Source organism: Saccharobesus litoralis (assembly GCF_003063625.1).
GTDB classification, from domain to species: domain Bacteria; phylum Pseudomonadota; class Gammaproteobacteria; order Enterobacterales; family Alteromonadaceae; genus Saccharobesus; species Saccharobesus litoralis.
The window spans coordinates 166497-181592 of sequence record NZ_CP026604.1 but is presented as its reverse complement, the minus strand read 5'-3'; the positions used below and the strand labels follow the sequence as shown (position 1 = coordinate 181592).

The 15096-nt window shown below is 38.9% G+C and carries 9 protein-coding genes; 3 read left to right on the top strand and 6 right to left on the bottom strand.

Annotation, left to right across the window (positions count from 1 at the left end):
• Positions 1 to 295: 295 nt before the first annotated feature.
• Both C2869_RS00655 and C2869_RS00650 read right to left on the bottom strand, forming a co-directional pair.
• On the bottom strand, positions 296 to 2182 hold the full coding sequence (locus tag C2869_RS00655; RefSeq protein ID WP_159083960.1) for an arylsulfatase: 1887 nt from the start codon (positions 2180 to 2182) through the stop codon (positions 296 to 298).
• Positions 2183 to 2347: 165 nt separating this feature from the next.
• Positions 2348 to 3175, bottom strand: coding sequence for a LysR family transcriptional regulator (locus C2869_RS00650; protein WP_108601119.1), 828 nt, complete (start codon positions 3173 to 3175; stop codon positions 2348 to 2350).
• A 151-nt stretch (positions 3176 to 3326) separates the two neighbouring features.
• Between C2869_RS00650 and C2869_RS00645 the strand changes: the two genes are divergently transcribed.
• The 3 genes from C2869_RS00645 (at position 3327) to maoP (ending at position 6494) form a co-directional block, all read left to right on the top strand.
• Complete coding sequence (locus C2869_RS00645; protein ID WP_108601118.1) at positions 3327 to 5420, top strand: PocR ligand-binding domain-containing protein; 2094 nt, start codon at positions 3327 to 3329, stop codon at positions 5418 to 5420.
• 385 nt (positions 5421 to 5805) lie between these two features.
• On the top strand, positions 5806 to 6123 hold the full coding sequence (locus C2869_RS00640; protein WP_108601117.1) for a hypothetical protein: 318 nt from the start codon (positions 5806 to 5808) through the stop codon (positions 6121 to 6123).
• Positions 6124 to 6134: 11 nt separating this feature from the next.
• Complete coding sequence (gene maoP / locus C2869_RS00635; RefSeq protein ID WP_108601116.1) at positions 6135 to 6494, top strand: DUF413 domain-containing protein; 360 nt, start codon at positions 6135 to 6137, stop codon at positions 6492 to 6494.
• 193 nt (positions 6495 to 6687) lie between these two features.
• Here maoP and C2869_RS00630 read toward each other — a convergent pair whose 3' ends face one another.
• The 4 genes from C2869_RS00630 to C2869_RS00615 are packed head-to-tail and all read right to left on the bottom strand — an operon-like array spanning position 6688 to position 15036.
• A complete protein-coding gene (locus C2869_RS00630; protein ID WP_108601115.1) occupies positions 6688 to 9255 on the bottom strand; it encodes a response regulator in 2568 nt (855 codons plus the stop codon).
• A complete protein-coding gene (locus C2869_RS00625; RefSeq protein WP_199915608.1) occupies positions 9245 to 9835 on the bottom strand; it encodes a chemotaxis protein CheB in 591 nt (196 codons plus the stop codon). The genes C2869_RS00630 and C2869_RS00625 overlap by 11 nt, the downstream gene beginning before the upstream one ends.
• On the bottom strand, positions 9807 to 10655 hold the full coding sequence (locus tag C2869_RS00620; protein WP_108601114.1) for a CheR family methyltransferase: 849 nt from the start codon (positions 10653 to 10655) through the stop codon (positions 9807 to 9809). The genes C2869_RS00625 and C2869_RS00620 overlap by 29 nt, the downstream gene beginning before the upstream one ends.
• Positions 10648 to 15036: a response regulator gene (locus C2869_RS00615; protein ID WP_108601113.1), complete on the bottom strand. Its 4389-nt coding sequence runs from the start codon at positions 15034 to 15036 to the stop codon at positions 10648 to 10650. The genes C2869_RS00620 and C2869_RS00615 overlap by 8 nt, the downstream gene beginning before the upstream one ends.
• Between the last annotated feature and the right edge of the window lie 60 nt (positions 15037 to 15096).

Sequence of the window (15096 nt, the reverse complement as noted above, 5' to 3'; positions counted from 1 at the left end):
GAAGCACTTTTTTAGGTCAATGGCTTGAAATTTTATCGCAGTGGCGTAAGAAAATACCCTCGTCATCCTCGTGCCTGCATGGATGCAGGTACCAAAAGTAGGCGCTTTAAGCGAGGGGCGATAGCAGGACGCGGTAGCTTTGCTCTCGCAGGAAAGACGGTACTTTTTAACCACTATATACAACCTGCTAATCCGCATTTTTCATCGACTTTTGACTGTTTTAAGTTATTTAATATTTGTGTATAAGAGACAGACATGGATGTATGTCTCTTATACACAAGCTTTAGAAGAACTCTTATAGATCAGGTTCAATATAGGTGTAATAAGCGCTTGTCTGTTGATTATCTTTTGTATAAAACCAAGTTTGAATTGTGAATTCTCCTGCTGGTATAAAGGCCTTAAATACAATTTCAGTATCGTTAGCTTTTACCGGTTTAGTCTCATCAAACTTACCAATTTTTAAACGGGCTTTGCTTAGCTGGAGTGCTTTGTTTTTATATTGGTGAAAAGGATAAAAAGCATCATGTTTAGTAGGATCAAGTTTAAAGTCCTCGCCTTTAGCATTAATGGCTAAATCCAATTCACGCGGCCAACGGCGCAGAGTAATTTTATATTTGCCTCTTATATCATTGTAAATATGCGTGTAACCATCTGTGGCTAGCTTTCCTGCTCTGTTATCAAATTGACTATAATGAGCGCGCTGCATACCTTGTAAATTTTGAGTAGTTATCACTAAAGTATGTTGTTTACGTGGGTTTAAAACGATAGGTTCAGGTTTGTCATCGGCAAACTCAACTGACTGCCACCAATTTTCGTATTCAGCAGAAAGTTGTTTAACAACTTTAGGGTACTTATGTGCAAGATTAAACGCTTGGGCTGGATCAGTTTTAATTGCATACAACTCTTTACCTACTAACCGCCATTGCTCCGTCATTACCACATAATCTTTATATTTTTGTAAATGAGTGTTTTTAACAGATCGTCTTCCCTGATGATGAACAACGATGGTTCTATCTGGATATTGCTTTTGTTTTTGCTTTTCCGTTTGAATGTAAGGCAAAAGTGAAATACCATCAAAATTGATCGGCTCGGGTAACGCCAAGCCACACATCTCAATTAACGAGGGTAATAAATCAAAGTGGGCGGTTAAATGAGGAAAATCCCTGCCTTTATCTAAACCACCGTTTGGCCAATGCATAAATAAAAATGATCTATGGCCACCGTCATACACAGAAGATTTTCGGCCACGCATTCCCGCATTGTAACCGTCTATCGCCCATCCGTCTTTAGTGTTACCTTGCCCGTTTTTAGCTGCTAATTTAACACCGTGGCCAGTGCCATTATCATTTAAAAATAGCAATATGGTGTTATCGGCTATACCCTGTTGTTTCAGTGTTTTACGCAAGTTAGCAAGGTTTTCATCAATATTAGCTAACATGCCATAAAAATTAGCACGGCGAGCAGGAATACCCGCTTTATTTTGATAAGGTTTTGCGTATTTTTCTGGTACTGTTAATGGGCTGTGGGCGGCATTGAGTGGTAAGTAAACGAAAAATGGCTTATCGCCTTGTCGTTGAATAAAGGATTGGGTTTCTTTGAACCATACATCGGTTGCGTAACCTGACACTTGCTCGGCTTTACCATTACGCTTGTATATATCGTCATAGTAATCATTACCAAACGTGTCTGGGGTTTCGGTAATAGAGCCACCGCCATGAATAAGCGATTCATCAAAGCCTCTATCCATGGGTCTAAATGGATAATTTTCTCCTAAGTGCCATTTACCAAAAATAGCGGTTGAATAACCATTACTTTTAAAAACATCAGCCATGGTTTTTTCATTGCGCTTTAAATGCTCTCTGCCTGCATAGGTCAGCCACACACCGACTTTTGTCGAATATTTACCTGTCATTAATGCAGCGCGTGAAGGGGAACAAGTTGGGTCAACGTGAAAATCGGTGAAACGTAAACTAGAGTGGTATAACTCGTCCATAGCAGGCGTTTTTAGCCAAGGATTGCCATGCGCTGCCAAATCACCATACCCTTGGTCATCAACTAAAATCACGATAACATTAGGCTGTTTCGCATAAGCATTGAACGTTAAACTTCCAATGCAAAATACCCCCAAAAGTATTAGAAAAAAGGCTCTTGTTAATCTAACCGTATTGTTTTTGTGTTCCATTAGTTTTCTTATCATCGTCAACAATCAACACAAAAAACACTAACACAATAGCGCAGGATTATTAGCGGATTTACAATTATTAACCCGCCGTATGATTTAAATTAAAATATGTGAAGAAACCGCAAGAATTACAATAAAAAGCCTAAGAAATGCTGAAATAGCGCACTAATCTAACTTACAAATCAAATGTTTAATCTTTTCATGCTGAGCGTTTGATTTATGGTAAGTTAAATATACACTGCGTTGGATATTGAGATTGGAGTGTAATAAAAACAACTGCCCTTCTTTGACATAAGGGTCGACTAATTCAACTGGCAAGTATGCCGCGCCACCATTTTCTAAGATAACATCTAAGGCAATTTTTGCAGTCGTTGTGCGCATCATAGGGGTAAATTTATGCAGCGCATTGTGCTCTTTTAAAAACGCCATCCCCCAATCCACTAATACATAGTTAAACTTGTCTTGTTTATTTAAACAATCCAAATCCGTCGCTGCCAATACGAGTTCAAACGTACCAATTTTTTCATTAATTAGTTCGTCCCCTTTGATTGGGTCGGACAATACACCTATATCTAACGTTTTATCGATTAGCCGGCGATGAATGGATTCTCGCGACGAAATTTCAGCTCCCAGTGTTACCTCACTGGCTTGGGACACAATGGCACTAATACTGCCTGCTAAATAAGCGTCCCAAACATTAGGGGTAGCCGCAATATTTATCAATACTTGGTTGGTTTCTGCTAATGTTAAATTCAGCTTAGAATGGGTTAACTGCTCGACAATAGCATTGGCATATTGATACAAGCGCTCACCCGCTGAGGTTAAACGGATATTATTTTTTTCACGAATAAACAACTTAGTGGCGTAGTAATCTTCGAGTTGCTTTATCCGTGCACTAACCGCCGCTTGCGTTATATAAAGATTTTCTGACGCCTTGCCGAAATGCTTTACTTTTGCGACTTCAAGAAAAGTTTTAAAAACCCGAATATCCATTTAAATCCTTGCCTATTTTTTTGCTGGCAACTTTAGTTAATTTTTATCGTAGCGACAATTATTTTTTTTAAACTCTAACTTTTGCTTTTGGAAAAAGCATTATTTGACTACTATACTCAAGTATTAACCTTACCCAACGGTGGTGTTAAAAATGCAGTATGATCCTGATCAACTCATTAGCCCTAGATATTTAATTAAAGACCTAATTAATGTCGAAAAACTCACCGAACTATTAGAGTTATATTCGAACGCCACCGGCATGACTACGGCCCTGCTCGACCTTGAAGGTAATGTGTTAATCGCCACAAACTGGCAAGACTCATGTACCCAATTCCATCGAAAAAATGCAACGACTTGTTCTAATTGTTTAGAAAGCGACACAGCCCTAGCAGGACAACTTGAACAAGGTAATGAATACAATGTTTATCGTTGTAAAAATGGCTTAGTCGATGTCGCGACGCCTGTCACTATTGCTGGTCAGCATGTCGCCAATTTATTTACTGGCCAATTCTTTTTTAATCCACCAGATATAGATGAGTTTCGCCAGCGCGCGAAAAACGTTGGCTTTGAAGAAGAAGCCTATATTCAAGCCATTAAAAAAGTACCCGTGTATTCAGAGTCGGAAATTGAAGCGCATTTTAAATTTTTAGCCAAATTGGCAGAAATGATTGCCGAAATGGGTTTAGCCCAAGCACAAATATTAAGCGCTAAGCAAAAAGAAACCCGTAAACGCGAAATGTTAGCTAAATCTTTCGCGCAATTTATTGAAATGGCTCCGTTAGGCGTTGTAAAAACAACAGCTAAATCTGGCCAAATTAGCCTGGCAAACCATGCATTTTTAAAGCTAATCGGCTCTTCAACTCAAGCCATTTCGCAAATGACATTAACTGATTTTGTTATAGAGAAAGACAAATCGAAGTTAAATGAAAAGTTAGTCTTATTACCCGAAAAACATTCTTTTGGACCACTTGAGATCAAACTAAAAACAACCGATGGAAATATTATATTTGGGCTACTGCATTCAGTAATAGCCGATGAAGAAACAAGCAACAAAAGCGTTTGGACTGTTATTCAAGATATAACCGACACTAAACTACTAGAACAAAACTTAAGGCAAGCGAATGAAAAAGCGATAGCGGCTTCTAAAGTTAAAAGTGAATTTTTATCGAATATGAGTCATGAGATCCGCACGCCGATGAACGGTATCATGGGCATACTACAGTTATTACAAAGTAGAATAACTGAATCGAGAAGTCAGTTGCTGGTAGACAAAGCCATGTACTCAGCCCGTTCACTTTTAACCATCATTAATGACATTCTTGATTTTTCTAAAATTGAGGCAGGAAAAATTAGCCTAGAACAAATACCTTTTTCCATTAATGAATTAATCAATCTAACCGCTGCCGACTTTAGCCTAATTGCCGATGAAAAAAACATTCATCTAACGTATGACGTAAAAAATACCTGCCCAGAAAATTGGTTAGGAGACCCTGTTAGAATTAGGCAGATACTCATTAATATAGTATCAAACGCCATTAAATTTACCGATTCAGGCTATGTTAAAATAATTTGCCAATCAATTAATTATCAGGGTAGCTCAGCACTATCAATTAATATAATAGATTCTGGCATTGGCATGGATGAGCAAGGTATCAAAGCTCTGTTTGAGCGATTTGAACAAGCCGACCTATCGACTACTCGCAGATATGGCGGTACAGGTTTAGGTATGGCCATTTCGAAAAACTTAGTTGATTTAATGCAGGGTACTATTGAAGTTGAAAGCCAATTAGGGCGTGGGACTCAGTTTAATTTAATTTTGCCTCTATCGACAACTAACCTAAAACCAGAAAAACTATCAACAAAATCAGCGGCCGGTTTGCAACTGAAAAACAAACAAGTATTAATAGCAGAAGACAATGACATAAATCGTTTAGTCGTCGGCAATATGCTAAAACCTACGCAAGCGAAATTAATTTTTGCCAACGATGGTCAACAAGCTATAAACAAATACAAAGAAAACAAGCCTAATTTAATATTAATGGATATTCACATGCCAAACCTCGATGGTATGCAAGCCTGTAAAAACATAAAAGCACTGAACCCTGACGTGCCTATTGTGGCACTAACGGCCAGTGTCATGAAGGATGAACTTGCTAACTACCAAGATGCTGGTTTTGATGAGTATCTAGGTAAACCCATAGATATGCCACTGTTGCTTGACACCATTGCCAAGTATTTAAAGTAGTAAGCCCTAGTGTGACAAAAACTGTATTAACAGAAATTGTAACTATTCAGCATTTCAAGTAGTAAGCCCTTGCTCCCCCTGCTTTTGGTGCATGTATGGATGCAGGTACTTATTATTTGTCTGGAACAAAATTCTGTAGTCTTACTCTTTTGAGTTAAAAGGTTTGCACGCTCTGCAAGCATAAATGCTCGCCCACAAAAACTTGATAATTTTAAGCAGCTTTTTTCACATAAGTCACAAGATTAATTACCAAAAACAGCTCTATTTTTTCAATTGCAAATACCGTTTTTTATACAAAGTAATTTATCGTAGCGACAATTATTTTTTGTTTTTCTTGAAGGGTATTTTGGATTAATTTCTCTTTGAACTTAACCGAGTATACACCATGAAAAAGTTGCCTATCACTACCCTATTACTCGCTGTTATCGCCTTAACAGTGTTTAAACTCAATGCCCAAGAATCAAACCTTGATAGTGAGCAAAGTGTAACAAACGAGGCTCCTTATAAAACTGTGTCTTCAATAGTTGAAAAATGCCTAGAAAAAGTCGGCAATTCTGATGACGACTTAAGTGGCGAGAACGGTCAACTCACGTTTGAAGATACCATAGTCGAGTGTACAAATTCACAGCTCAAACAACAAAAGTTTTTGTTGTTTGACACCTTCGGCGACATCGTTAGTTTTATTCAGCAATATCGTGATTAGGAGACAATATCATGATGGAAAACGGCATTAACCTTGGTCAATACGCTTATTACGACAACGTAAATTTTAAAGCTGGGATCAGCAGAAGTGGCTGTTTCTCAATTAAAGAATCTCAGTTGCTAGAGCAATATGGTGAAAGACTCTCATCACTGCTATCGGGTAATATTCCACCATGTTCAGCAGATGAAGAAACCTTTGTTAATACTATTTGCCAAAATGGTGAATCTTCCATGTATGCGGTTAAATTATGGCGTAAATATCAAGAAGCCATAGCTGCGACGCATCGTAAAGCGTCACCGTTTTCATCAAAGCACAATAACGAAGTTAGCCAATTTATGGATGAGTCGTTTTCAAGCGAATTGGCAATGTAATTTTGTTATAAACTCTGCCCCACAAAGCATCAGTTTTGTGGGGTGGGTTTGATATCCTCCAGCCATAGATTTTTGTAGTACCTTTGTAGTACCGCTGTTTGCCGGTATAAAACCGGCCCTACAAGTTTTTCTTGCTGTTTCGACAATAGTTGTAAATTAGAGGCAGCGCCGCCGTTAACCGTCTTCTACAGTATTAAGAATATTTTTTAACATGCTGAATAATAGGTGTCACGTGTTGTTGCACCGGATGTAAAGCAGCTTGTATATCGTCTATATTTTTTCCTAGAATTTTATTTTCCAATTGACTCGCCACTTGATAAAGCGTTTCAGCGCCCAAACTGCCTGATACACTTTTTAAGTTATGTGTTGTGCGGTGTGCCTCTTCCCAGTGGCCTGCTGATAATTGGGTTTTAATGGTTTCTACAACACCACTGTTTTGCTCTGCAAATTGCACAAGCATTTTTCGATAGAATTTATCTTGTCCTCCTAACATTCTTATCCCTTCGTCTGAATTTAAACCTGGCGCATCAAGTATACTTTGTTCTGCGTTTGTGTGAGTCTTAGCTCCCGTTTGTTGCACTGAACTCTGATCTTGCAGTGCAAACGAATTATCAGTATTTAAATATAGCTGTAATGTTTTATATAGTTGTTCTACGTCTATCGGTTTAGCCACATGGTCAGTCATACCAGCTGCGCGGCATTTTTCTTTGTCGCTAGTCATAGCATTTGCTGTCATGGCGATAATAGGTAAGTGCTTACAGCTTTCATGCTGACGAATAGTTTTGGTGGCTTGGTATCCATCCATAATTGGCATTTGGCAATCCATCAGCACAATATCGTAAGTTTTAAACTCAGCATTTCTAATAATACAGTCTACAGCTTGCTGACCGTTTTCTGCTAAATCGACAGTTAAATTAACTTGGTTGAGTAACTCCAAGGCTATTTCTTGATTGAGTGCATCATCTTCAACTAATAATACTTTTTTACCCGAAAAGTCTGGGATCTCAATTGATTGATCGGTATGAGTACGCTTATCTATAAATTCGTTAAAATCAGCTGACAACAAACTGGCCTGTAAGGTTTCAAGTAATTGGGATGAGCTAACAGGTTTTGCCAAAAAGCCATTAAGTAACGCATCATATTGCTGTAATTCAGGGCTATCAAATTGATAAGCACTCATTAAAATAAACTTGGGTAATGACGGTTCCGGCAGTTGTTGTTTTAAAGCTTGAATCGTTTGTAAACCATCCAATTCAGGCATTCGCCAATCTACCAACAATAAGTTGTATGGCTTGCTATCGAGGGCTTTTTTCACCTCTTTTATAGCCTTGTTACCACTATCAACTGTTGTCGCATTAACTCCAAAGCTGCGTAACATATTAACCAATATAGTGCGTGAGTATTGATGATCATCAACCACCAATACATTAGCCTGCTCAAAACAAGCGTTTAACCGCTCAAAACTGACAATTGGCGCTTGGTCACCTAGGTCAAAATTTAAGGTAAAATTAAATTGGCTACCTTTTCCCACTGCACTTTCAACTTTGAGCTCACTGCCCATTAACCCTAGTAATTTTTGGCAAATCACTAACCCCAAGCCAGTGCCACCATATTGGCGAGTGGTAGATGAATCAGCCTGACTAAAGGGCTGAAATAATTTAGCCATTTGGCTGTCATCCATACCTATTCCCGTATCTTGCACCGAAAATTGAATACACACTCGCGGATCTGTTGTTTTAATTTCAGATGCCAGTCGAATACAAAGCACGATTTCACCTTTATTAGTGAACTTGACAGCATTACTGACCAAATTCAAAAGGATTTGACCTAAACGCAATGGGTCACCAACCAGATTACAGGGTATGTTTTGTGGGCAATCAATAACCAATTCCAGTTGCTTATCTTCCGCTTTAAAGGCGACGACATCGCTAACATTGTGTAACACAGAATCAAGATCAAACGGAACAGACTCTATTTCCAGTTTATCCGCCTCAATTTTAGAAAAATCTAAAATATCATTAATCACTGCCAGCAAGTTGTTAGCTGACAACTTAATTTTATTTAAATATTCCTGTTGTCGGCTGGTTAATTGGCTCTGCATAATCAAATGCAAATAACCTGTGATAGCGCCAAGTGGAGTGCGTATTTCATGACTCATATTAGCTAAAAAAGCGCTTTTAGCTTTGTTGGCGGAATCAGCCTGACATCGAGCTTCTTCCAGCGCTTGCTCGGCAGCCAACCTGTCTGCGACTTCTTGTTTTAATTGATGATTGGTTAACGCTAACGACTCACTGGCTTTCACTAATTCTTGGTTAAGTTTACTTTGTTCTCTATTTACCTCAGCCAATTGCAAATTAGTTTGTTTTAACTCTATTGTTTTACTCCATAATTCACGAAATACGCGAATTTTAGCGAGCAACACAATCGGGTCGACCGGTTTAGATAGATAATCGACAGCACCGGTTTTATAGCCTCTTAACGCGACGCCTTCTTCTCGGGTATTAGCGGTGACAAACACAATAGGAATATGTGCTGTTTTAGGATTATCTAACACAAGGCTTGCCGCTTCAAAACCACTCATCCCTGGCATTTGCACATCCATTAATACCAAAAAAAAGTCATTGTTTAACAAAGCCCGCAACGCCTCTTCGCCAGATCGAGCTTCAATAATCTCTACTTGCATAGGCTCTATTATACGCCGCATGGTATATAAATTATGAGGTTCATCATCAACCACTAGTAGCTTATGTTTATGACTCATAGTGACAATACTCCCTTAATTTTAAGCTGATCTGGCTAGGCAAGCATACGCAATCAATATCAGTGGCACTAATAGCCGCGTTGGGCATAGCATCATACTCAGCACACAACGGCATTTGTACCAAGGTGATCCCACCTTGCTCTTTCACTTTTTTTAATCCTGCTGCGCCGTCACTATTCGCTCCGGTCAATATCACCGCGATTACAGCCTTACCAAAAGCGGTTGCCGCAGATTGCAAAAGTAAATCAATTGAAGGACGTGCATAATGAATAGGCTCGTCATCCGACAATGCCAATGTTTGACTGTCTTCGACTAAAAAGTGGTAACCCGGCGGTGAGACATAAACATGACCTAACTGAATTTTTTGCCCATCTAACGCATAGCAACATGGTAAAGGACTCACTAAATTGAGTAACTCAACTAAACTTTCGTCTGCCGTTTGCAGTTGATGTTGTACTATCAATATCGGCGTTGACCAATCCTTTGGTAAATCAGCTAATATATGCTGCAACATACTTAAGCCCCCTGCAGACGTGCCAATAACTACGATTTTAGGGATGATAGGCGACACTGTGTTCACGTTTTTTCCGGTATATTTTCAACTTAGCGTCATGCTCTTGAAACTTATCATGAACCTCACTAAACATAAGAGATTCCTTATCACCCAGTACCAAATAACCATGGCGGTTCAAGCTTTGGCTTAATATATTAAGTACTCTATTTTTTAACGGCTCTGCAAAATAAATTAGTACATTTCGACATAAAATTAGCTGCATCTCAGCAAAAGCTTGATCTTGCATTAAGTTGTGATGAGCAAAGGTAACGTGCGATTTTAAATTGTCACAAATTTTTGCTGAGCCAAAGTTTGAATGAAAATAGTAGGATAATTGCTTTTGCCCGCCAGCTTTATGATAGCCCTCTGCCGCATCTTGTAGTTCTTGCTGTGAATAGATGCCTTTTTTAGCATAAGCTAATGAACCCGAATTAAAATCGGTGGCATACAAGCGGCTTTTCTCAAGTAGCCCAGCTTCATCTAAGAGCATTGCCATTGAATAAACTTCTTGCCCCGTGGCACAACCAACATGCCAAATACTAATTCGAGAAAAGGTTTGTAACTTAGGAAATACACTAGTGCGTATTTCATTAAACACCTCTGGGTTGCGGAAAAAATCGGTCACAGTGACCGACATTTCCTTTAAGAACACATTAAAGCAATGCGTATCATGTAAAATTTTAGGAATTAGCTCAGACACATAAGTTAAGTCTAGTTTTTGTAAACACAACTCGACTCTTCGTGTTAATGAAGCTTTAGCGTAATCTCTAAAGTCATATCCATATCGATAATGTATCGCACTTAATAACAGATCTAACTCATAAGCTTGGTGATCTAACTTAGCCATGCTTTGTCCTGTTTTCATATAACCAAACACTGAGAATAGAAATTAATTTATCCATATCGACAGGCTTAGTAATGTATTCAGACGCGCCGGCATCAAAACATTTATGTTTGTCCTCTGTCATGGCTTTTGCTGTTAACGCAATGATAGGGATTTCTTTGAATAACGGCATTTTACGGATACGTGTCATGGCTTCGTAGCCATCCATCACCGGCATCATAATATCCATTAAAATTAGATCAAATTGCGTTTCCTCATCAACGCCTTGCTCTAAAAGATCAATCGCCTTTTTGCCATTTTCTGCCATCACAACATCCAAACCAACAGCGGTTAACTGGCGAGACATAGCAAACACATTACGCATATCATCATCGACTAACAGTATTTTTTTGCCTCGCAAAACATCATGTTCATTGTGCAATAACTCAATAGCGCTCTTCTGTTCTTCTGGTAAATCGTGACCGACTGAATGCAGGAATAACGTCACATCATCCAGCAAGCGCTCTGGTGATTCGACCCCTTTAATAATAATATCAGCTGTGTTTTTGCCCAATATCATCATATCTTGATCTGAAATTTCTTGGCCAGTGTAAATGATGACTGGCGGCTTATTTCCTGGCAATTGATTAATTTTCTCTAGTACTTCAATGCCACTTATGTCAGGTAAGCCAAGGTCTAATACTATGCAGTCATATTCATTTTTGTTTAAACAATCGTTAACTTGCTGGCTATTGGCCGCGAATGTTAATTCAATATCTGGTACATCCAACAAGCGCTTTACAGCTTGTTGCGTTTTGCTGTCATCTTCAATCACCAACACTTGCTTAGCACCACCTTGGCTGCTCTTTTCAATTTGTGCTAGTACGGTGCGAATATTGTCGCTTTCGGCTGGTTTTTCAATAAAGCTGTACGCGCCTAAATTAAGAGACTGAACCTTTTGATTACCGCCAGATATAACATGAACCGGAATATGCCGCGTTATCAAATTAAATTTGAGTTGTTCTAATACATGAGCGCCGTCGATATCAGGCAAGCCCATATCAAGTAAAATACCGGTTGGTTTATATTCTTTCGCTAAATATATGCCCTCACGTCCTTTATCTGTGATTAGGCACTTGTAATCATCCTCATGAGCTAACTTTTGTAAAACTTGTGCAAAGTGAAGGTCATCCTCAATAATCAGTATGCAACGTTCACCTTGCTGAATAATCCGTCTATCATCATCAATAAATGGCTCAGTCTGTAATACTAGACCTGACTCATCTGTGCGCGCGCTTGCTTGACGATGAGCTATTTCAGGATCCGTTGTAGTGGATTGGCTATCGGGTTTTGCTTCCGGCTCTGAACCGCTATTGACTAACGCCTTATTAGATGGCGAGTTTATCAATCTGTTATCGCTCTGACCACTAGCTTCAATAAGCGGCAGGTATAGTGTGACTTGACTACCAGCGCCTTCTTGGCTCGTTAATTGAATTTCTCCGCCTAATAACTCAGCGAGTTGTTTTGAAATGGTTAATCCCAACCCTGTGCCACCGAACTTACGTGTAGTTGAGCCGTCAGCTTGTTGAAACGCTTCAAATATCTGTTGTTGTTTTTCAGGTGCAATGCCAATACCGGTATCACTGACCGTGATGGCTAACACTGAGTTTTCTTGCAATGCTCTTTGCTTAAACTGTTTATTTTGCTCGGCTAAACATGCCTGCAGTTTAACTTCGCCAGCACTGGTAAATTTAAACGCATTAGATAAAAAGTTCTTAATTATTTGCTCTAATCGCAAGGCATCAGTCAGCAAGTAATCAGGGATCGCTGTATCAATATCAATGATAAATTTAAGTCCTTTATCACTTGCCGCACCGGCAAATAACCGCTGTAAAGATTGAAATGTCGACTTGATAGAGGTTGGATTCGATTCAATATGAAGCTTACCTGCTTCCACTTTGGATAAATCCATAATGTCATTAATTAATGTTAATAGTGAATGACCACCACTATGAATAACATCAATATCCTCTAATTGTTCTTTAGTTAAATTACCATGTCGATTTTTACTTAGCTCCTTGGACAGTATCAATAAACTATTTAGTGGGGTTCTTAGCTCGTGCGACATATTGGCTAAAAACTCAGTTTTATACTGACTGGCTGTGGCTAAATCTTGTGCCTTGCGATCCACTTCTTGTTTCGCTTTTTCTAATTCTGCATGTTGTTTTTTTTGTAATTCTTGTTTTTCTTCTAACTCTTCATTTGCAACTCGTAGCTCTTCACTTTGTTGCTGTAAATTTTGTTCTGATTCCGTTAATCGATTGGTTTGCGCTTCAAGGTTGCTATTTGCAACTCGCAATTCTTCTTGCTGAGCCTGTAACTCTTCTGACTGCGCCTGTGACTCGGTTAATAACTCTTGAGTACGATGCTGTGCCAAAATATTGTTTAATATGACCCCTGTATTGCTGACTAGTTGTTCTATTAATAATTGATGCAAAGAGGAAAAGGCTTGCAAAGATGCGATTTCAACAACAGCTAACACATTTTTTTCAAATAAAATGGGGAAAATAATGATATTTTGCGGTGCCGCATCGCCAGCCCCCGAACTGACAACAATATAATCATTGGGAGCATTGCTCAGTAAAATGGTTTTTTGCTCTAAAGCGCATTGCCCCACCAGTGATTCACCAAACTGATAACTTGACGCCAAATTTTTGCGTTGGCTAAATGCAAAACTACTGAGCAAACTTAAGTATGGGCTGCCATCATCGCTCTTTTGCGTAAAGTAAAATAAACCCAGCTGGCCGTTTAATTTAGGCACTAACGTCGTCAGTAATGTGTTACCAAATTGCTCAATTTGTTTGTGTCCTTGCAATTGCGCAACCGTATCGCTAAAACTCGATTTAACCCAATTCTGTTGCTCTAGTTTACTGCGCTCTTGTTGCAATTCGTCTGATTTAACACGTAAAGCTGAGCTAGCCCTTAATACCACAACCGCAAAACTCGCTATCGCCAATGTACCTAACACCACTAACCACAGCATAAAAGTAGCTGTGCTTTTAGCATCAGCTTGACGCTTAATCAGTAAATCCAGCTCAACTTGTTTAAATATATTGAGTAGCTCGCGTAGTTCAGTTATTTGCGATTGCTTTGATTGTTGTTCAACCTCAGCAACAAGATTAGTGATTGAGTTAGGCGCTTGATTGATTTGTGTTCTTAATTCAATTAAAGGCATAGCGGCGCTTTCTCGCCATTCCTTACTTAAAAATTCAACTTTGTTTAAGTGACGCCGCATCTCATTAGCACTAAAACTAACGGCCAACATTTGCTCCAACTCAGTTAGCTTAACTTGTAATAAATCATGTTCGGCGGTGAGTTTTTCAATAAAAGGTTGGTGGTTAGTTAATACATAACCTTTAGCTAACACCTGCTGCTGAGCCATTAATTCACGAATAGATAACAGTAAATTAACCGCCTTTTGATTATGCGCTTGTGAAAACTGGCTATAAAGGCTTGTTAAACGCATATCAACTTGGGTTGCTAACTCAGTTGTTTTTGCTGATAAAACTAAATCACTACTGCGCTTGATTGGTTGACTGTTTTGTTTATTTTCGACTAAACCCGTGATTAAGTGATTACGCCACTGTGACAATATAAAAGCAAGATCATCCAATTGAGCCTTCACATATTGCGGGTTAAAGCTATTGTTAAGTAGCTGATGTAACTGATCAATTTGCTCAGTGATTTGCGATTGGCCTAAACGATAAGGTTGTAAAAATTTATCATTGCCTGTAATTAAATACCCTCTCTCACCGGTTTCCATATCCACTAAGCTTTTGGCAATAGCCAAAACCAATACCCGAGCTTCGGCATTTTCTGCATGGTAAAACGCTTGATCCATTGCCGCTAATTCAACCCGAATATTATCAAAAATATTTTTGCCTTTTTCACTGCCAACTAAAGACTGTAAATCTTCAAGGCTACCCGCACCTTGCGCAACTTTTTGCCGCTCGGCTATGAGTGGTTTTGCTTGTGTTGTAAGCCATTGTTGTAATAGTGCTTTAAATTGTTCAAGTTTTTCTACTTGGGGAGGGTTATCACTGACTAATTGCTGTAAGTCTGTAATAGCTGATAAAAGAGCTTTTTCTTGTGTTATAAACGGTTGAAGGTGTGTTTCATTGCCTGTTAGCAAGAAATTACGTTGAGATGACTCCATTTCACTAAGCAAAAGTTCAATATGACTGGCATCGTTAATGACTTGGTAAGTATGCTCAACCCAGCGGGTTGTCGTCGCTGCATTGTTGATACCGTAATAATTAATAGCGCCAAATCCAATTACGACAATCAGCACAACTGAACTGAACAATGTATTTTTTACTTTCGCTAGCCTTTTGATATAAAACATCTTCGTACCTATCCTTTTACACGTATTAGCTTTAATCTGCCTATTTACACCACAATAACG